15 protein-coding genes are annotated in these 21087 nt (G+C 48.0%); 6 read left to right on the top strand and 9 right to left on the bottom strand.

Annotated elements, in window-relative coordinates; translation table 11 throughout:
- Window positions 1-39: 39 nt before the first annotated feature.
- Window positions 40-1368, bottom strand: coding sequence for a PTS sugar transporter subunit IIC (locus tag OCV37_RS00500; RefSeq protein ID WP_038181076.1), 1329 nt, complete (start codon window positions 1366-1368; stop codon window positions 40-42).
- Window positions 1369-1393: 25 nt separating this feature from the next.
- The gene (locus tag OCV37_RS00495; RefSeq protein WP_038181079.1) at window positions 1394-1708 is read right to left on the bottom strand and encodes a PTS sugar transporter subunit IIB; all 315 of its coding nucleotides are present in this window, start codon (window positions 1706-1708) and stop codon (window positions 1394-1396) included.
- A 405-nt stretch (window positions 1709-2113) separates the two neighbouring features.
- Between OCV37_RS00495 and OCV37_RS00490 the strand changes: the two genes are divergently transcribed.
- Complete coding sequence (locus OCV37_RS00490; RefSeq protein ID WP_038181080.1) at window positions 2114-3430, top strand: PTS sugar transporter subunit IIC; 1317 nt, start codon at window positions 2114-2116, stop codon at window positions 3428-3430.
- Between the two features lie 184 nt (window positions 3431-3614).
- Here OCV37_RS00490 and OCV37_RS00485 read toward each other — a convergent pair whose 3' ends face one another.
- The gene (locus tag OCV37_RS00485; protein ID WP_038181082.1) at window positions 3615-4754 is read right to left on the bottom strand and encodes a PspA/IM30 family protein; all 1140 of its coding nucleotides are present in this window, start codon (window positions 4752-4754) and stop codon (window positions 3615-3617) included.
- 557 nt (window positions 4755-5311) lie between these two features.
- Between OCV37_RS00485 and OCV37_RS00480 the strand changes: the two genes are divergently transcribed.
- Entirely contained in the window at window positions 5312-6400 is a 1089-nt protein-coding gene (locus OCV37_RS00480; protein ID WP_038181084.1) for a hypothetical protein, read from the top strand.
- Window positions 6401-6457: 57 nt separating this feature from the next.
- On the opposite strand, the gene OCV37_RS00475 is transcribed toward OCV37_RS00480, so the two are convergent.
- Window positions 6458-6763 (bottom strand): DUF3630 family protein, encoded by a 306-nt coding sequence (locus OCV37_RS00475; protein WP_211252051.1) that lies wholly within the window; start codon window positions 6761-6763, stop codon window positions 6458-6460.
- On the bottom strand, window positions 6753-8591 hold the full coding sequence (recQ, locus tag OCV37_RS00470) for an ATP-dependent DNA helicase RecQ (protein WP_038181090.1): 1839 nt from the start codon (window positions 8589-8591) through the stop codon (window positions 6753-6755). Before recQ ends, OCV37_RS00475 begins: the two co-directional genes overlap by 11 nt.
- Before the next feature lie 219 nt (window positions 8592-8810).
- Here recQ and rarD point away from each other — a divergent pair, with 219 nt between their 5' ends.
- The 3 genes from rarD to ggt all read left to right on the top strand — a co-directional run bounded on the left by rarD (window position 8811) and on the right by ggt (window position 12307).
- The gene (gene rarD, locus OCV37_RS00465) at window positions 8811-9722 is read left to right on the top strand and encodes an EamA family transporter RarD (protein ID WP_038181091.1); all 912 of its coding nucleotides are present in this window, start codon (window positions 8811-8813) and stop codon (window positions 9720-9722) included.
- Window positions 9723-9767: 45 nt separating this feature from the next.
- Entirely contained in the window at window positions 9768-10436 is a 669-nt protein-coding gene (locus tag OCV37_RS00460; RefSeq protein WP_038181095.1) for a LysE family translocator, read from the top strand.
- A gap of 104 nt (window positions 10437-10540) precedes the next feature.
- Window positions 10541-12307, top strand: a complete 1767-nt coding sequence (gene ggt, locus OCV37_RS00455) for a gamma-glutamyltransferase (protein ID WP_038181163.1) — start codon at window positions 10541-10543, stop codon at window positions 12305-12307.
- Window positions 12308-13168: 861 nt separating this feature from the next.
- Here ggt and yqfB read toward each other — a convergent pair.
- The 3 genes from yqfB to uvrD all read right to left on the bottom strand — a co-directional run bounded on the left by yqfB (window position 13169) and on the right by uvrD (window position 16053).
- Entirely contained in the window at window positions 13169-13486 is a 318-nt protein-coding gene (gene yqfB, locus OCV37_RS00450) for a N(4)-acetylcytidine aminohydrolase (protein ID WP_038181101.1), read from the bottom strand.
- Window positions 13487-13549: 63 nt separating this feature from the next.
- Window positions 13550-13852 (bottom strand): TfoX/Sxy family protein, encoded by a 303-nt coding sequence (locus OCV37_RS00445; RefSeq protein WP_038181102.1) that lies wholly within the window; start codon window positions 13850-13852, stop codon window positions 13550-13552.
- A 26-nt stretch (window positions 13853-13878) separates the two neighbouring features.
- Window positions 13879-16053: a DNA helicase II gene (uvrD, locus tag OCV37_RS00440; RefSeq protein ID WP_038181104.1), complete on the bottom strand. Its 2175-nt coding sequence runs from the start codon at window positions 16051-16053 to the stop codon at window positions 13879-13881.
- Window positions 16054-16366: 313 nt separating this feature from the next.
- Here uvrD and OCV37_RS00435 point away from each other — a divergent pair, with 313 nt between their 5' ends.
- Window positions 16367-18724, top strand: a complete 2358-nt coding sequence (locus OCV37_RS00435; protein WP_051680534.1) for a phosphatase PAP2 family protein — start codon at window positions 16367-16369, stop codon at window positions 18722-18724.
- 127 nt (window positions 18725-18851) lie between these two features.
- Here OCV37_RS00435 and prlC read toward each other — a convergent pair whose 3' ends face one another.
- On the bottom strand, window positions 18852-20894 hold the full coding sequence (gene prlC, locus OCV37_RS00430) for an oligopeptidase A (protein WP_038181106.1): 2043 nt from the start codon (window positions 20892-20894) through the stop codon (window positions 18852-18854).
- Window positions 20895-21087 lie beyond the last annotated feature (193 nt).

The raw sequence follows: 21087 nt of genomic DNA, 5'->3' as shown, positions 1-21087 counted from the left end.
ACAATATCTCTTATCTTGTTGGTTTATGATTCACTGAACTTAAACAGTGACGCCTTGTGGATGCTCAGCTTCTTTTTTCTGCGCTTCAGTCGCTTCTTTATCTAGCAGCTGTTTCTCATAAGCTTTCAGGAATGGCAGATACATCAGCGCAGCAGAACACATACACAATATAGAAAGAATCACCGGACTAACTGCCCAGTTGGCGGCCCATGACGCCCCGATTGGGCCCGGTGTTGTCCATGGTGTCAGCGATACCACTTTTGCAACGAGACCTAAGTCCACGGCAAACCACGCAAACACAGCATTAATCATCGGCACCAGTATAAATGGCAGGAAGAATACCGGGTTCATGATGATCGGTGCCCCGAACAAAATAGGTTCATTAATGTTAAAGAAGCCGGGAACAATCCCCATTTTCCCAATCGTTCTTAAGTGAACGGCTTTTGATCTCAGCAGTAAAAATGCGAGAGGTAAGGTTGATCCCACCCCACCGATCAGCAAGTAGTGATCCCAGAAACCTTGTAGGAAAATGTGAGGCAGAGCTTCACCTGCGGCCATCGCGACTTGGTTTTCAGACAAGTTAGTCATCCAGAATGGGTTCATAATCCCTGTCACGATTAACGCACCATGGATCCCTGCAAACCACAAAAGCTGACAAATAAAAACAGCAAGTAATACCGCAGCTAATGAGTCCGAAGCAGAGACCAACGGCTGGAGCAATGTCATGATTGCCTGAGGTAAAATCATGCCGGTTTGTGCTTCAATGAATAAGTTGAATGGGTACAAAGTCAGAATGATGAACAATACCGGAATGAGGATTTCAAACGAACGGGAAACCCCGGTTGGAACTTCCGGAGGCAGTTTAATGGTCACATGGTGACGCTTCAGGAAGGCATACACTTCTGTCGCATAAATCGCAGTCAGGATAGCAGTAAAAATTCCCTGTCCTGACAGATACTGCATTGAAATCGAGCCATCTTTTAATGGTGCGGCAACCAGCATGAATGCCATCAATGCCAGCAGGCCCGTCGTCATCGGATCAAGCTCATGGTGCTTGGCAAGACTGGAGCCAATCCCAACCGATATAAATACGGTCATAATCCCCATGCTGAGGTTGAAAGGTAACATGAGTTGATCGCGATATTCGTTGGAAAAATCCAGCCATGCCCGGGCAAATCCCCAGCTCGTATCCGCAGGAAATGGTGGAAAGATAAACACTAGCATAAATGATCCGACAATCATGAACGGCAGTGCCGCAATGAAACCATCCCTGATCGAGGTGAGATATTTCTGTTGACCAACTTTGACTGCTAGTGGTGTTAGTTTTTGTTCAATTGAATTGACCACATGGTCGTATAGAGTACTCATTTTGATGTCCTGTTCTTGGTTTTTCTCAAACGCACTCGCCTATCAGTTCTATTGCAAAATCAAGCACTTTCCCGCCATTTTGCATCCCATAATCCATCATATTGATAGGCTCGACTCTGATACCGTATTTGTCGGCTTTCTTTTGTAAGTCTTGTTGTAAGTACTTGACCTGAGGGCCCAGCAAAACAACTTGATAGTTACCAACCTGATCACTGAACTCCGAGGTACCATATGCCTTTATCTCTACCTCAATGCCGCGCTCTTGTGCTGCGGCTTCCATTTTCTTCACCAGCAACGAGGTTGACATTCCAGCTGAGCAACACAGCATGATCTTTTTCATAACCGATACTCCTTACGTCGTTTCGATACTTTGCTGCAACGATGCTTTCGTTTAAGCATTGATTCGTTAGACGCTTATTGAATTTGTTTAGGCCATTATCTGTTTAGACACTCAGAGTATGCGCTCACGGATTACACTTGGAAACCGGTTTCCAGGTGTAATCCGCGGGAATGTGAATCGGATCATTAAAACAGTCAAAAGCGAGTATGATTCTATGATCCATCAAACAAATTCATCGATTCAAGATCATGTAGATTGAGAGAAAGGCACTGATTTTGCCCGAATAAGAAGCGATATTGCCGTATGAAGGTGTGATCTAATCTTTATTTATCAATAGCAGTTTGTGGAAGAATAGCAGCTTGGAAAATCGGTTTCCAAAATCATTCATCAAGGACAAGGATTGCCATGAATCATTCCGTTACCAGACTGTTCGCGGATACACTTGATCATTATTTTTCGCCCTATGCAAGAAAGTTAAGCCAAAGCCCTCACCTGATCGCACTGCGTGATGGTTTTCAGATCTCAATGCCTTTTGTCTTTATTGGTTGTATCTTGGTACCGCTGATTTTTCCGCTCACCGCTCCCCTGTCGATGGGCGAACCGTCATCCATCGCACTGTGGTGGAAATCGTTCAGCCTCAGCTTACAGCCTTTCATTCTCCCGATGTACCAGATCACGCTCGGACTGGTTGCGATGATTGTCTCTTTTGGGGTCTCCGCCAGTCTGGCAAAACAGTACCGGCTTCCGGAGCGGTTATCCGGATTAACGGGTTGCCTCTCTTTTCTGATGTTGTCCGGGTTTTCAACCCTGAGTACTCAAGAACTCTACTATTTGGGAGGCGGCGGCATTTTTACGGCACTCGTTGCCGGTATCTATGCCGTTGAAATCATCAACCTGTTTATCAAAAAAGGTTGGTATATTCACATGCCTGATGACGTGCCACTGATTACCGCACAAGGGTTTAAATTACTGATTCCGATTTTCGTCGTCTTCCTGACCTTATCGTTGTTTGACATCACATTAAAACATTATGCAGGGGTTCATTTCCCTCACCTGATTGAAACGCTGTTCAAACCACTCATTCTCGCCTCGGATAGTCTGGCTGCAGTCATTATCTCAATTTTGGTTTGTCAGCTTCTGTGGTTTGTCGGCATCCACGGTTCGATTATCGTCACCAGTATTATGAATCCTTTCTGGATGACCAATTTACTCGCCAATCAAGCCGCTATCGAAACCGGTGTACAAATTCCACCGCATATTTATACCGCATCATTCTGGGACTTTTTCCTCCTGATCGGTGGCGTGGGCTCAACCCTGCCACTGGTCTATCTTGCGTTAAAAAGCCGCTCTAACCACATGAAATCAGTCGGAAAAGTTGCGCTATTACCTGCAATTTTTAATATTAACGAACCAATTTTGTTTGGCTTTCCGATCATTATGAATCCGGTATTTATTCTCCCCTTTATCTTTGTGCCGATCTTCAATGCCACCATCGCTTGGTATCTGACTTCAATCGGCGTCATGGATCGCATCGTCATGATGCTTCCCTGGACCGTTCCCGCACCACTCGGCGCTACTTGGGCCGCAAATGGCAGTATCGTCAATGTATTAATGGTGCTGTTTGCGATCTTTAATGCCTATTGTCTATATCTGCCTTTTTTCCGTGCACACGAAAAAATCATCCTCGCACAACAAGAACAGATGGCTCCCCAAAAGCATTAGATCATCCTTAATCCTGTCATCGTCACTGGCAGCAATCTGAAGAAGAAAGATCGACGGTTCTCCCCCTGAACCGCCGACTTTCTGATGATATGCTTTTCTTATTAACGTCTATTTATAGCGCTGTTCTGGTGAAACAGCTTTATGATTGAACAAAAACAAAACAACCGATTTTGTACAGCCCTCCTTAGAAGTGGAAATCAATCTGAGTACGGAATAGATGTCGATAGGCACCCGCATCAGTGCCGCCAGAACGGAACCGTTCCTGAACAGAGTAGAAGGTTTCCCAGACAACATTTTTAAATAGCACGTATTTCACCCCAAAAATGCCACCTTTGGCATCAGATGGTAATGAACCCCATTCATCATCATGGGAATAATCCCCATATCTTCTGAAGTCGATATAACGTAAATAAAGACCGTATGATCCTACTTGTGCTAAGTCAGTATCTTTATAATCGATCCGATACTCTTGGCTGGTGTTATGGTGTTCAGCATTGGTCATTGCAAATGCACCACGGAGTAAAAAGTCATCGTTCAGGCGATATTGCAATTCAAATGCGCCCATGCGATCCATTTTCTGAGCATCATTTTTGTTGTCGTTGGTGGCAAAAGTCAGACTGGTCTGCAAATCATCGGTCAAGCTACCAGTCAGGTTGGCACCGGCAATTGAAATATCAGAACTATTCGGCATGGTCACCAAATCACCCTGTCTCGGTCTCAACCAAAATGCTTTCGCATTCCATCCCGGTAAAACATCATAATCCAGTTGAACCCCGTCGGCCGCATGGCCAAACGGAACGGCCTGGAAGCCGTAGCCCCACCATTTCGTACCTAGTGTGACACCGACACCGCCGGGACGCCCTTCAACCCAAATCCGCTGCAATGTCCCGTCCTGATCACTGCTGCCGTTATCCCCATTACGCCATGATTGCGTGACGGTATAGCCTTTCCGGGTCTCAATCTGGAAGTTTGCATTCCAATCATCCGAGACTTTCATCTTGCCTTCTAAATCCATATAGAAGTGTTTGTTATTGGCACCGGAACCAATTGGCTCACGATCATCATGATCGTATTTAGCTCTGAAGAACCCAAAAATATGCACCCGATCCATCATGGCTTTCAAAGAGGCAATTGAATCCGTGTCTGCCGTCTCTTCATAATTCATTCTTTCTTGTTTCAGCTTTTCTAACTCACTCTGATATTGCTGATGCAATTGTTCGAGTTGTTGGATTTGAGTGTCCAGCGCTGCTTTATCCACTGCGGCAGCAACTGAACTAGCTGACCAGCAGGCAGCCAGCATCACTGGGAGTACCTTCAATCCCATCTGTGTTTTCCTGTCCATAGTTTTCTCGTCTTTATTTTATCTATCGTTTCAGACCACCCTCCCGAAATTGAAATGATGTCCCCTTGAAACCAAAGAATCATCACCCTCTGTTCTTACCAGCATCAATCACTTCAGCAACGTTTCAAAATCTGGAAACAGCCATAGCCAATGACGTTATTGCAAGAATCACAGCATCTTTTCGAGAGCTCAGTTATTGTTCAAAGCCAGTCTAATTCCATAAACAACAATAGATTGTGGTGTTCAGCACGATTTTTCAGATTGAGGGTAAATATTGGAAACCGGTTTCCAATAATGTTATCAATGTCACTTTTTTTGCAGAGAAAAACGTGGGTATATGAGAATGACGGATGACCTCAGGCAGACAACCGAGCCCCAAAACAGACTTTATGATTATCGTTATAACTATATATAACAGTGGCTATAAATGTGCTTCGATATATAAATCGAATAGATCGGTATAGACATCAAAATCAAATTAACGCTTTTATCCATTTGAGCATCGGCTCAATTCAATCATTTCAAACTATGGATAAATTATGCTTAAAAAATACTTCATCTACTTGGCTACGGTATGTCTATCTTTCAATGTGATCGCCAAAACGGGCGTCTTTCCGAGGCAGGATTTTGATCAACTGAGTTATGGGTTGTACTGGTTTGGCGCCAATGACCAGTACCAGAAAGCGGGACAAAATACACGGAATGGCGGCATCTATTATGACCCATCCAAACCAACACTGATTCTGATTCACGGCTGGCAATCGAATCATACCATCGAGCAAAACAGGACCGTCTACTGGGAAAACGGCGGAGGAACGCCTGATATTGATTTTGCTAACCTTTGGCGTGCCGAAGGTTACAATGTGGCCATGTTGTATTGGGATCAGTTTGCGGATGAATCCGAGCTAAAAGATGCTGAAGCAAAAATCTGGTCAGCCAACGGGCCTGAAAAAATGCGCTGGCGCGACAGTCGCGGCAACTACCATACCGGCCCGACACAAAATGTCACTGAATTACTACTGCAACAATATCTCACGGCGATGCGAGGGTATCGGGGTCATGATATCCGCCTTGCCGGACACAGTTTAGGCAATCAGGTTGCACTCCGGCTTGCCGACCAACTGGTAACGCTGGCTGAACGAGGACAGATAGCCGACAACATCGTCCCGCAACGCGTGTCACTGCTGGATGCATTCTACTCCAACCACAGTAAAGATTATTTGAATGGCCGCTGGGTCGGTGAAGCGGCCCGGGAGGTAGTCAGCCGCCTGAAATTCAAAGGGATCGCGATCGACTCCTACCGGACTTCAGCGGTCGCATCAACACCATTTATCGGAGATGAGAATCGTGCATTACATAACGCTGTCGCATTTGTGGAGCAACTGACCCAATTCTTCAATCAAACACAGCAGTCTGAAAAACATAATGCCGCAATTTGGCTGTATCTCTGGTCGATCATCTATCCCACACCGGTCGTTGCCGATAGCAGTATGCCCGGTATATCGGCCTCGGCCAGTAATGCGCAAGTCAAAGCATGGATGAAAACGACCAACCACCTAAAACAGGTGGCAGGGGGCGACACCAAGAATCCACTGGACGATATCTACGAAACCGAAGGAGCGCTGTGAGTTAAACCGGAGGCAAAATAACGCCTGAATCGACAGAGGATCGGGCCTGAAGGAAACTTATAGCCCTTGGGTCAATAGATGGGCCAGAAAATCCATAACTTCCCGATCTTCTGTCGGATTCAATGCTTCAAGCCATAAGGCACTGGCATAATGTTCCGCCTTTAGAAAGAGCCGTGTCCCTTCAAAATCAATCAACCAAGTGTGAATATCCGCATCGCACTGCTGCTCAATAATCGACGCGGGCAACAATTCAATCAAGCGCCCACCTAAACGAGGAAATGAATCAAAATCAAAGTCTTGCGTTGCCACGACAACCACACCAGATGCAGCGAAATATTCATGCAGGGTAAACTCAGCCATGATAGGTCAAATGCTCCTGAATCAGATCCAAAAACGGATCGGCATATTTTTCCAGTTTCCGTTGCCCGACCCCACTTACCGCCAACATCTCTCCATACGAGGTCGGTAAAATATCGGCCATGTCGATCAACGTCGCGTCACTGAATACAACATAAGGAGGAATGCCTTCCTCATCGGCAATCGATTTTCTCAGCTTGCGCAACTTAGCAAACAACTGTCGATCATAGTTCTTGCTGATCAGCTTCTCGGCTTTGGATGCTTTCACTGCGGTATCCAACCGTGGTACCGCCAGTTCCAGAGCAATTTCCCCCCGCAAAAGCGGTCGCGCTTCCTCTGTCAGCTGTAATGTCGAATTCCGGGTAATATTTTGTTGTAACAACCCTTTATGAATGAGCTGACGGAAGATACTCACCCAATAGTCATGGCTGCGTTCCCGGCCAATACCGTAGGTACTGAGCTGATCATGGCCATTTTCGCGGATCCGGATATTTTGCATCCCACGCAGTACTTCCACCACGTAGCCGATACCGAAGTTTTGATTGACCCGATACACACAAGACAGCGCTTTCTGTGCCTCTTTGGTCGCATCGAACATCTTGGGCGGGTCAAGACAAATATCACAGTTACCACAAGGCTGCTTACGATATTCCCCGAAATAATTCAGCAAAACCTGACGCCGGCAGGTTTGCGCCTCGGCAAAGGCGCTCATTGCATTGAGTTTATGACTTTCAACCTGCTTTTGTGGACCATCGGCTTTCTCATCCAGAATACGACGCAGCCAGCCCATGTCTGCCGGGTCGTAAAGCATCACTGCTTCTGCCGGTAAGCCATCTCGGCCTGCCCGGCCAGTCTCCTGATAATAAGACTCGATATTACGAGGGATATCAAAATGCATCACAAAGCGGACATTGGACTTATTGATCCCCATGCCGAATGCAACGGTCGCAACCACGATCTGCACATCATCACGCTGAAATGCTTCCTGAACATAACTTCGTTCGTCGACATCCATACCGGCATGATACCCTGCCGCCCGGAAATGGTTCTGACACAATTTTTCAGTCAGCATTTCAACTTTTTTCCGACTGCCACAATAAATAATGCCGCATTGCCCCTGTTGCGTCCCCAAGAAGCGAATGACCTGAGAAACCGGTTTATGTTTTTCCAACAGGGCGTAACGAATATTCGGCCGGTCAAAACTCCCGAGATAAATATGAGGCGCATTTAAATGCAGCCGGGTTTGAATATCTTGTCGTGTAGATTCATCTGCAGTGGCAGTCAGAGCAATAACCGGCACTTGCGGAAAAGCCTTTTTTAATTGTCCCAATGCCGCATATTCAGGACGGAAATCGTGTCCCCACTGGGAAATACAGTGCGCTTCATCGACAGCAATCATCGCAATCTGCATCTGATGCAACCGCTCTATAAAATCGGCCATCAGCACCCGTTCCGGGGAAACATAGACCAATTTTAAACTGCCGGCATTCATCCGCTGATAAGTCTCGATCAGCACCTCTTTGCTCATACTCGAATTAATACAAGCCGCAGCAACCCCGTTAGCAACCAATTGATCAACCTGATCTTTCATCAGTGAGATTAACGGAGAAATAACCAGAGTCACCCCTTCAAACATGATTGCCGGGATTTGATAACACAACGATTTTCCGCCGCCGGTGGGCATAATCACCAAGCTATCCTGTCCGGCAATGACCGCATCAATCACCTCCTTTTGCCCCAGTCGGAATGTCTGGTAACCGAAAACGGTCTGCAGAATCGATTCTGGACGGGTTGAAGCGTGGTCGTCTTGTTCGGCAATCAATGCAGCGGTCATGAAATACTCAATATGATGGGTTGAATCGGAGAATGGTCATACACTGCGGCTATTGTAGTGGGGTTAGATGCGGAATAAAACCACAAATTATACGACCTTTCTCGCATCAATGCGTGTCACAAATCGATACATGAGATTCGTTTGCTTGGTGTATACTGACTGTCCCATCACTCTATCATCATGTTTTATGACGCATGATGTGACTTCAATGGAACGAACATGAACGAAGAACAGCAAGCACGACAGGGTGTGCTCTTTGCACTTGCCGCCTATTTGATGTGGGGTATTGCACCCGTTTACTTCAAAATGCTCGACACGATGAATCCGGTCGAAATTATCTGCCACCGAATCCTCTGGTCTTTCGTGCTGCTGGCCGTCCTGCTGTATTTCGGAAAACAGTGGCCGATGATCCGTAATCTGCTGTCTGACCGGCGTAAAATTTATTATTTAATCGCCACCTCAGTGTTAATTGGCAGCAACTGGTTGATTTTTATCTGGGCCATTAATAATCATCATCTGCTGGATGCCAGTCTCGGTTATTTCATCAATCCATTACTCAATGTGATCCTGGGGATGGTGTTTCTCAGCGAGCGCCTAAGAATTCTGCAATGGATTGCCGTGGCACTTGCCACCGTTGGTGTGGTGATCCAGCTCATGCTGTTTGGTTCGATCCCTGTGATTGCCATTGCACTTGCCAGTTCATTCGGGATTTACGGACTGTTACGCAAAAAAGTCATGGTTAGTGCCTTGAATGGTTTATTTATTGAAACAGCGATTTTAGTTCCTGTGGCTCTGGTCTATTTGTTTGGTTTTGCCAACTCTACGACCAGTAATTTGGCTAACAATTCATTCCATTTGAATCTACTGCTTGCGATGGCCGGTGTGGTCACCACGCTGCCCCTGCTCTGTTTTGCCGGTGCCGCGACCCGGATGAAGCTTTCAACGCTGGGGTTCTTTCAATATATCGGCCCAAGTATGATGTTTATTCTGGCGACTTTATTTTACGACGAGCCCTTTAGCACCGATAAAGCCACAACCTTTCTGTTTATCTGGGGAGCGTTGATACTCTTTAGTTATGATGGGATTCGTGCGCATCATCGTAAACGCCCTGTCGTTGTAATAGAAAAATAATCATTTGATACAAAGCCGAAATAACCGAGAGAAAAACCGACAGACATGCTCACTGAATCCCACATTCTCCTGACGCTCGCGAGTATCCACTGGATCGCCTTAATGAGTCCGGGTCCGGATTTCGCACTGGTGGTTCAAAATGCCACCCGCTATGGCAGAAGCACTGGCATTTATATTGCGCTCGGCCTCTCATTCGGTATTTTGACCCATTCGATTCTCAGCCTGACCGGTATCAGTCTGATTGTCCATACTCATCCGGTCTGGTTCGCACTGATTCAGATCGCGGGAGGCAGTTATCTCGGCTGGCTAGGTATATCGACCCTGAAAGGCCTTTACCAACGCAGACATAACCGCCACCAATCGCCACAGCCCTCATCGTCATCGTTGTGGCTCGACAACCGCAAGCAGGCTTTTTCCAAAGGCTTTCTGACCAATCTTCTCAATCCTAAAGCGCTGGTCTTTTTCATCAGCCTGATGTCGAGTCTGATCCCGGTCGACTTTTCCGCTTCAGGTAAACTACTCGCTTTGGTGATCCTGTGGGGGTTGTCTTTTTTCTGGTTCGCGCTTCTTGCGTGGCTGCTTTCCAGTCAGCGATTACAACATCGATTGCAGTCTGCAGCCGTATTTATCGATGGTCTATGCGGCGTCATTTTCTCCGTCCTCGGTCTGATAATCGGTTATCATGCCTGCACAACCCTCACGCTATTCGCCTGATCTGTAACACGGTGTGACTCGCCTTCGATTCACCCGCAACAAATCCGTGAAACCGCTAGATTTATAAGAAATGTGGTGTCATTCTTGGTGTTGCATAAATGTTAATGCAACATGGAGGTTCACCGGTGAAAATAAAAACATTACTCATACTCTCAGGGTTGTTCACCACCCTGAACATTCACGCGGCACAAGTTGCCGATTCCGTCGCCCCCGAAATCAACACCGGCCATGATGTCAAGACACTGACGCATGCCAAACAGTGGATGGTCACAGCGGCAAATCCACTCGCAGCCAAAGCCGGCGCAGATATCCTTCGACAGGGGGGCAATGCGATTGATGCGATGGTCGCTGTGCAACTGGTGCTCGGTTTAGTCGAACCCCAATCGTCAGGCATCGGCGGGGGAGCATTCATGGTGTACTGGGATCAGAAAAAGCAGCATCTCACCACATTTGATGCCCGAGAAACGGCCCCCGTACAGGCAACCCCTGAACTCTTTCTGGATCAGCAGGGACAGCCACTTAAGTTTTACGATGCCGTCGTCGGTGGTCGTTCTGTCGGCACTCCCGGCACGGTCAAACTGCTTTGGGAAACGCATCAGAAATACGGCAAACTCCCTTGGAAAAAACTCTTTGAACCGGCGATAGAACAAGCGAAACAAGGCTTTCGCATTAGTCCGCGCCTCGCCAAACAAATTGCCGATGATACCCAACGCCTGAGCCGTTATTCAGGTACACGCCACTACTTTTTTGACGCCCAAGGGAATCCGAAACCCGCCGGGACGCTGCTCAAAAATCCGCAATATGCCCAAACACTGACGCTGATCGCTAACGATGGAGCAGATGCCTTTTATCACGGCAAGATCGCTGAAGATATTGTTGCCACCGTTCGCAACGCCCCCGGTAATCCCGGTGTGCTGTCACAAACAGACTTTGACAACTATACCATCAAAGAACGTCAGCCGGTGTGTGCCGACTATCAGGGTTACGATATCTGCGGCATGGGGCCGCCCAGTTCAGGGGCTCTCACTGTCGGACAGATTCTCTCTATCGCACAACACTTTGATCTGAAAAAATGGGGGGCCAATAGTGAAAAATCATGGCAGGTACTCGCCGATGCTTCACAGTTAGCCTTTGCTGATCGAGGGAAGTTCATGGCCGATGAAGACTTTGTACCGATGCCGACTCAGGGATTGGTTGATCAGGACTATCTTGCTCAACGGGCGAAACTGATTCAGCCGGGGAAACCACTGACCGACATTTCTGCCGGAAGCCCGCCATGGCAACATGCCATGCAACTCGGTACCGATCAGGCCATCGAACTGCCTTGTACCAGTCATTTCAATATCGTTGACCGGGAAGGCAATGTCGTATCAATGACAACCACGATTGAAAATGGGTTTGGTTCCCGTCTGATGGTCCGGGGATTTTTGCTCAACAATGAGCTGACCGATTTTTCGTTCAAATCACATGACGGAGATGCCCCTGTCGCCAACCGCGTCGAACCCGGCAAACGCCCTCGCTCTTCGATGGCACCGACGATTGTGTTGAAAGATGGGCAGCCTTATCTGGCAATTGGATCTCCGGGCGGCAGCCGCATCATCGGCTACGTCGCTCAGGCTTTGATCGCACATCTGACTTGGGGACAAGATATCCAACAAGCGTTGAATATGCCTCATATTGTGGATCGATTCGGACCGATCGATCTTGAACAAGGCACCCGAGCAGAACAGCTCAAACCCGCGCTGGAAAAGATGGGCTATCACGTCAATATCCAAGCACTGAACTCCGGGCTTCATGCCATTCGTCTGACCAAAGACGGTCTTGAAGGAGCAGCGGATCCACGCCGGGAAGGTGTTGCGATTGGCGAATAAAATGTAACCAGTATCATAGCTATTTGGCTCTCTCGATTGTAAGAGATCTCTTACAAATGAGTGAGCCAATAGAGATTCAGACTGGCGACATTTTCACAAAAAACATCATAACTAATTGAATAATATATATATGTACAGTTATCAATCAGCCATTCATTCAGATTCTGTGACCTCAAAAGATTGCCGAACTCATACAGCAACGTAGTATATAACTTGTCAGCAGGGAGTTGGCACAAGGACATCGAAAGGAATTGATTCGTTGACAGGATGGTCACGAACAGGGATGACGATGGACATACTCAGGAAGGGTAAAGCACATCAGGATGATGTCAGGGAACCGTTCAGGGATGACAGTGCTAACAGGATGGTTAGCAGACAGGAAGTTCAGGACACCGCTAGGAAGGCGATGAAAGGATCGGCTGAAGGATTCAGCAGACTGATCAGGGATTAGATGCAGGACGCACTGATCGTAGCAGGATGGCTGCAAGCAAAGAACAGAACCCCGGTGGGCATCGCTCCCGGGGTTTTTCTTATGTGTCGTTTCTTACACTCCCCGTTTCTTGCACTCCCCCGCTTCTCTTGCCCTCCGCTAATGCAACACCCGCTCTCTCAAGCGCTGAGACAAGTCGATCGTGAATATCACTCGCTGCGGTGGTTTGGGTAACTGATTATCAATAGAGAATATTTTTCCTCCCGGGAAGTGCGGTTTCCCCGGGCATAGCAAGCGGCTTCGGCCCCCCTCCGTTTTTAGACATGGGGTCAAGACAAATCACTTCCAAGAGAGAAAACGGATAAAAAACAATCGACTCACGCATACTGCGCAGCTGAGAATGAGGGGGGATAATACAAGATTCGTTAAAATTACAACCGCTTAAATGTAATCATAAATAGCTCATCCGTCTCTGGGTAGACGTCTCGTATCAAGGTTTTCAGTTGCGGTAATGGCAGATGTTCCTGCCGGGCGTGGAATTGGTTGATCTCATCAAACCGAAGCGGCTCAACGGCAATAATTTCAATGTCGCATACCTTTTGCTGGGTTTCCAGAGTCAACACCTCGACTTGGGAACCAACCACATAATGACTCTCAGAACGATCTCGGATCGTGATCGTTTTCAGCCCCGCAGCCACAAAAGGCGTCAGAAATTCAAAGAACGTTATTTGGGTTGGTATCGAATGCATTGACAATCACTTCATGAAACAAAACTAAACCGTTATCCTATTCAAATGTTAGATAACAACATCTTACAAATGAAGCGGTTCACCGGCTTCTGCAAAGAATTTTTCTAACTGCTCAAAGCCTTCCAACTGCATAATCAGATCTGCTTTTTGTTGCTTGGCAATGGTCAGCCAGTGTTCGCCTTCCAGCGCACCGACCAACGCATAAAGCAGGTTGAGACTGGGGTTGACCTGAGCATGCCGGCAAACTCGGATATACGCGGCCACCGCACCTAACTCACGCAGGCTGGCGACCGATGCTATCCCGGCGGCGACTAACATCTGTTCGGATTTTGGACCAAGGCCTTGCAGGTCACGAAGCTGTTGCATCAACGGTTATCCTTATCAGAGAGCAATTATAAAGCTTCCAGTTTTGCATAGGCCGTCACCAGCCATTTTATGCCTTCACCATTAAAGGCAACCTGAACCCGACTTTGCGGCCCGGCCCCTTCAAAATTAATAATGGTGCCTTCACCAAATTTCGGATGTCTGACCCGGCTCCCCAGATTAAACCCGGTTTCATTGAAGCTCTCTTTAACCACTTTCTGACTAAATCGGCCGGTACTGGTCGGACGGCTGACTTGTGCTTTCATCCGCACTTCATCAAGGCACCCTTCCGGCAGTTCACGAATGAAACGGGACGGTTTGTGATATTTATCCTGCCCGTACAGACGCCGCATTTCCGCATAGGTAATGTAGAGCTTTTTCATGGCCCGGGTCATGCCGACGTAGCAGAGACGGCGTTCTTCTTCCAGCCTGCCGGCTTCTTCTGCCGACATCAGACTCGGAAACATCCCTTCTTCCACCCCAACCATAAACACCAGCGGAAACTCGAGACCTTTGGCGCTGTGCAACGTCATCAGTTGGACGGCGTCATCAAATTCATCGGCCTGCCCTTCACCGGATTCTAATGCCGCATGGGTCAGAAATGCGGTCAGCATGGTCATTTCTTCAGCTTCTTCCGGCTTTTCAAATTGACGCGTCGCAGTCACCAGCTCCTCTAAGTTTTCCAAACGGGCTTTTGACTTCTCACCTTTTTCTTGTTCATACATGGCATACAAACCAGAGGCTTTAATCACATGGTCGGTCTGACGATGCAGCGGCATTTCAACGGTATCATCTTCCAGCGCGTTGATGAGTTCGACAAAACGGCTCATCGCCCCACCGGCGCGCCCCACCAGCACGTTTTCTTCTAATAGCTGAACACTGGCCTGCCACATCGTACAACCGCGCTCGCGGGCGGCGAAACGGACGGTTTCCAGCGTCTTATCACCGAGACCTCGCGTCGGGGTATTGACCACCCGTTCAAACGCAGCGTCATCGTTGCGGTTTGACATCAACCGTAAATAACACAACGCATCTTTAATTTCTTGCCGTTCGAAGAATCGCATCCCACCGTAAATTCGGTAAGGCAGACCGGCCTGAATTAAGGCTTCTTCCAGCACCCGGGACTGGGCATTGTTCCGGTAGAGCAACGCGGTATCCTGCAACGCACCGCCTTCGTCCTGCCAGACTTTGATCTTGTTGACCACAAAACGGGCTTCATCCAGCTCGTTATATGCGGAGTAGACCGAAATCGATTCCCCCTTCTGCCCTTCGGTCCACAGGTTTTTCCCCATCCGTTCGGTGTTATTGGCGATCAGCGTATTCGCAGCTTCGAGAATGGTCTGAGTGGAACGGTAATTCTGTTCAAGCCGGATCGTTTTGACCGCAGGAAACTCCTGCGCAAACTTCTCAATATTTTCAACCTTGGCCCCTCGCCAGCCATAAATCGACTGGTCATCATCACCGACAATCATCACATGACAATCCGGGCCGGCCATCAATCGCAGCCAGGCGTACTGAATATTGTTGGTATCCTGAAATTCATCCACCAGAATATGTTTAAACCGAGCCTGATAATGTTCACGGATAAACTGATTCTCTCGCAGTAACTCCTGCGTTCTGAGTAGAATTTCGGCAAAGTCGACCAGACCGGCACGGTCACAGGCTTCCTGATAGGCTTGATATAATCGCAGGTAAGTCGTGGTTACCGGATCATGATAGGTATCGATGTGCTGCGGCCGAACGCCCTCATCTTTCTTGCCGTTAATCCACCAGCACACCTGACGGGCCGGCCACTGTTTTTCATCCAGATTCTGCGCTTTGATCAGTCGGCGCATTAAACGCAGCTGATCTTCAGAATCGATAATCTGAAAATCTTCCGGTAACCTGGCGTCAAGGTAATGGGCACGCAAAATACGGTGGCAAATGCCGTGGAAAGTCCCGTTCCACATCCCCGATGCACTGCCCATCATTAACGATTCAATCCGACCACGCATCTCCGCAGCCGCCTTATTAGTAAATGTCACCGACATAATCGAAAACGGTGAAGCACCTTCAACGGTCATCAACCAAGCGATCCGATGGACCAAGACCCGGGTTTTACCACTCCCGGCACCGGCCAGCACTAACAGATTTTGCAAAGGGGCTGCAACAGCTTCCCGCTGTTTATCGTTTAAACCGTCGATTAAGAGAGAGGGATCCATCATGGTGACATCACTGGCTATTTATACATGGGTGACGATTATAACCATAAATGGCTATCAAATGCTCGCCTGTCTTTGTGATCTTTGTACGATCATGCTGGTTTCCCATGTTACTGATACTTAAATCAATACATCATGTAACCGTCACAATTGATTCATATACCGGTGCTAATTTGCTGAATCCAAAATGAAAACATTTACCGTGTTATTGATTTGGAGAAAACGCGTCCCCCCTTTTTGCTGACACAATATTTTACGGTTGTGGGGGTTCGTGCTGCCTGAATAAATTGTTCAATTGAAAGTAAGGAAACTTCCCATGACGAGTCATAAAGTACATACCCGATGTCTGGCCTTATCCGTCATCACCATGGCTTTAGCCGCCTGTAATCACGGCGATAATACAGCGTTTACCAATCCGGGTATCCCCACCGGAAAACCGGGCACTCTGCTCATCAAAGAACCGGTATTGACCGGAACAAATATTGCGGTGGTTGATGGTGATATCCCCACCACCAACGACTCAAACAATACGGTCGCTCTTGACCCGAATTCAAACCCGATCATTCAAATCCTGAATGGGTTTAATGATATCTGGTATGCCGGTGATGATACCTGGGCCAGTAACGGTTCCGATACGCTGAACGCCGTCAACGGCAACAGTGGTGTCTCGGGAGGGGGTTCAACCAGTACGACACTGGCGATTCCGTTCAACTTTTCCAATGATGTCATCCGTAATATGAACATCTGGAAAGAAAACTTTGATTATGTCACCACCCTGACGCGTCCCGGCCAGTCAAAACCAGACGTTGACCGCAATAACAAAGCGGCGATGGTCTTCGCCTATCTGGATGACCAGCGGGATAAAGGTTTCAGCCTCAACGATGGTTTAGGCCCACTGACGGAAGATTATCGCTCCGGTGCGAATTCTCACTCCTCTTATGGCACAGACAGCAACAACGATGTAACCCTCACCGATAACAGCAACAATGTGACCACTGTCGATGTGACTTCAGCCACTTATAACAAAAGCCTGAATGAAAAAATTGCCAGTCATATACAAACCGGATACGGTACCACCACTGACGGCGGTAATGCGACAGAACTCAGTAATGTGGTGGATTTACTCAATGCAATCGCTTCCCACGGAGCATCCAGCCAAGCGCCAAAATATCATTTTGCCTCTCCTCGTCCGTGGCGCATTAGCAAAGATGACTATGATGTGGCGTCATTTAACGATCCGTCCGCATCGATTTACAGTCAAATCAATGATTTAACTAAATTAGATCGCGTTACCTGTCTCAATCCTGACGGGACAACGGATACAGATAAATACTACGAACGTCCGGCCAATCCAATTGTGACACCGATGCGCGGCCTGATTTGTGCGGCCCGGACCACCTACCGTGCCAAAAGTGGCGGCGGCTACAGCGAAGGTTATGATTTCAATGCTTCTCCGCTGGCAAGCGAGACCTTTTCCAGCCGGGCAAAAGACGGTGCTTTCCCGAGTGGCCATACGGCTGAAGCCTTTGACCGTGGCTTAGGCTACGCTTACGCAATTCCGGAGCGGTTTGCTGAAATGGTAGCCCGTGCCGGTGATCTTGGACAAAACCGAATTGTAGCGGGAATGCATTCCCCGTTAGATGTGATCGGTGGACGCATTATGGCCACGGCAATTACAGCGGCGACATTGACTGACCCGAATAATGCCACGGTAGCCAGCAACGCTTACAATCAGGCCAATAGCTATTTTACGGCCAAAGCAACAGCAGCGGGTTATGATAATATTTATGACTACGCCCACTGTACAACTGACGCAGAAAATCCATGTAGTAAAACGGATCGGTATGCCGATCACGCCGCAATGAAAGCGCGCTACAAAGCTTATATGACCTACGGTTTCAGCCCTCTCAACGAGCCGAAACTCGACCCTGAAGTGCCAAAAGGTGCAGAAGCCTTACTGGCAACCCGCTTCCCTTATCTGGATAGCAATCAGCGTCGTGCCGTGCTGGCCAGCACAGAAATCGATTCAAACTATCCGGTGATTAATAAATCTCGCGGATGGGGACGCCTGAATCTGGTTGATGCGGCTGACGGTTACGGCGCTTTCGAGGTCAATACAACAGTCTTCATGGATAATGCGAAAGGCGGATTTAATGCCGAAGATCACTGGTGGAACGATATTTCAGGTGCAGGCCGTCTGACCAAATCAGGTACCGGCGCGTTATATCTGGAAGGTCATAATACCTATCGCGGCGGCACCCTTGTCAATGGCGGCTTTTTGGTCGGAAAATCTGCCACGGCATTTGGATCGAATACCTTATATCAACAAGGTGGAACTGTGGGTGTTTCAATCAAAGCCGGTGCTTCAGATCGTCATCAGGGCACGCTGAATGTCTCTGACTTCGTACAGGCCTCTGGCAAGCTAGAGCTTGATTTGAACAATAATGCCCGTCTGAATGCATCCAATGGTATTTACCTGACCGGAACGTCAAACCAGCTGGCCTTGGATATACCGACACTCACAACCGCCACAACCTATACCATCCTGTCATCCAAACATCTGGAAGGCACCTTTGAAACGGTGACCGCGACTGATAGTAATGGGAAGGCTTATGATGTGAGCATTAATTATTCAAGTACCGGTGCAACAGTTACCGTTTCACCACGCGCTTAATTGCGACAAGCAGTGAGAGAGTCACCGCTTATTGGTTGAGACAAACCCCATATGGGTTTAGCGCGGATCATAAAAGCCCTGTGAAAATCACAGGGCTTTTTTTACATCAAGGTATAAACATTAAAATTTAAGCGGCAATCCCACAATGACGCAGCAGTGCATCAATCTGTGGCTCACGACCGCGGAAGCGCTTGAACAGCGCCATCGGCTCTTCACTTCCTCCCATTTCCAGAATGTTTTTCAGGAACCGCTGTCCGGTTTCCGGATTGAAAATCCCTTCTTCTTCGAAGCGGGAGAACGCATCGGACGAGAGTAATTCTGCCCAGAGATAGCTGTAATAACCCGCACTGTATCCCCCGGCAAAAATATGACTGAAGCTGTGTGAAAAACGGTTCCACTCCAGACTTGGCAACACCGCAACTTTGGCTTTGACTTCAGCTAACGTCTCCAGTACACGCGGGCCGATTTCTGGGTCATAGTTGGTATGCAAGGTGAAATCAAACAATCCGAACTCCAGCTGACGCAGAATAAACATCGCGGACTGGAAGTTTTTCGCTGCCAGCATTTTCTCCAACATCGCTTTCGGGAGCGGCTCTCCGGTTTCATAGTGACCAGAAATGAACGCGAGGGCTTCTTCTTCCCAGCACCAGTTTTCCAGGAACTGACTCGGTAATTCGACCGCATCCCACGGCACACCATTGATCCCCGAAACAGCACCGACATCAACCTGCGTCAGCATATGATGGATACCGTGACCGAACTCGTGGAACAAGGTCACCACTTCATCATGGGTAAACAGGGCTGGCTTGCCACCCACCGGTTTATTGAAGTTACAGGTCAGGTAAGCGACCGGTGACTGCAACTCACCCGATAGCGTGAGCCGGCGTCCGCGGCAATCATCCATCCATGCGCCACCCCGTTTGTGCTCCCGGGCATACAGATCCAGATAAAAACTACCGCGCAACTGCTGATTTTGGTCGAAGATTTCGAAGAAACGTACCGATTCATGCCAAGTATCAACGCCTTCCCGCTCCTGGACTTGCATCCCAAACACACGGTTGAGCACTTCAAATAAACCGTTGACGACTTTAGACTCAGGGAAATAAGGGCGCAGCTCTTCATCCGAAATCTGGAACAGATGCTGTTTCTGCTTTTCGCTGAAATAGGCAATATCCCACAGAGCCAGTTCATTAACACCGAAGTGTGCTTGAGCAAAATCACGCAGTGCCTGAACCTCTTTCTCTCCCTGCGGTTTGGCCCGTTTCGCCAAGTCATTGAGGAACGTTAATACCTGCTCCGGTGACTCAGCCATTTTGGTTGCCAGTGATTTTTCACTGAAGGAATGGAAACCGAGCATCTGAGCGATTTCATGGCGAAGTTTAAGCTGCTCGGCAATGATATCGCTGTTATCCCACTGACCGGCATTCGGCCCGCGATCAGAGGCGCGGGTGACATACGCTTCATACATTTCCTGACGCAATGCCTGATTATCACAGTATGTCATTACCGGTAAATAAGATGGCATTTCTAAGGTCAGCAGATAACCATCTTTCCCTTTTTCTTCAGCCGCAGCTTTCGCGGCCGCCAGCGCACTCTCTGGTAAGCCGGACAATTCGCTTTCATCGGTAATATGTTTGGTCCACCCCATGGTGGCATCGAGAACATTATTGGAGAATTTTGAGCCTAATTCAGACATTCGCTTGCTGATTTCGCCGTAGCGTTTTTGCTCAGCCAGCGGCAGGCCAATGCCAGACAGTTCAAAATCTCTTAAGGCATCGCGAATCGTTTTTTGCTGGGCCTGAGACAGGGATTGATAAGCGTCGCTGGCGCGAATTTTCTGATACGCTTCAAACAACCCTTTGTGCTGGCCGACCCAAGTACCATATTCAGACAACAGCGGCAGACAACTTTCATACGCTTCCCGCAAGGCTTCACTGTTGACCACCGAATTCATGTGACTGACCGGTGACCAGATCCGGCTTAAATGATCATCCACCTCTTCAATCGGTGCGATCAGGTTATCCCAGCTTGGCTGAGTATTCCCTTCAAGCACGGCTTCGATTTTAGTCCGACAATTTTCAATCGCCTGTTCGATCGCCGGTTTGACATGTTCAGGTTTAATCTGAGAAAACGGCGGCAAGTCCGTAAAGGTAAGCAGAGGGTTCGACATAAACGATTCCTTTTATTTTGAAAGCATCAGGCACACAGACAGATGATTCTCACTGAAACGGCATCTGAAAGCCAATAGACATTACAAATAGTAAATATAGGTAGATTCTACGATTTTCAATAGCAACAGATCATCACAATGATCCTATCTTCACGTATAATCGCAACTATTCTGTATTTATCCACATCCGGTT

This window comes from Vibrio rhizosphaerae (genome assembly GCF_024347095.1).
In the GTDB taxonomy this organism is placed as follows: Bacteria; Pseudomonadota; Gammaproteobacteria; order Enterobacterales; family Vibrionaceae; genus Vibrio; species Vibrio rhizosphaerae.
The sequence above is the reverse complement of the archived record's forward strand: the minus strand, read 5'-3'. Positions and strand labels throughout refer to the sequence as shown.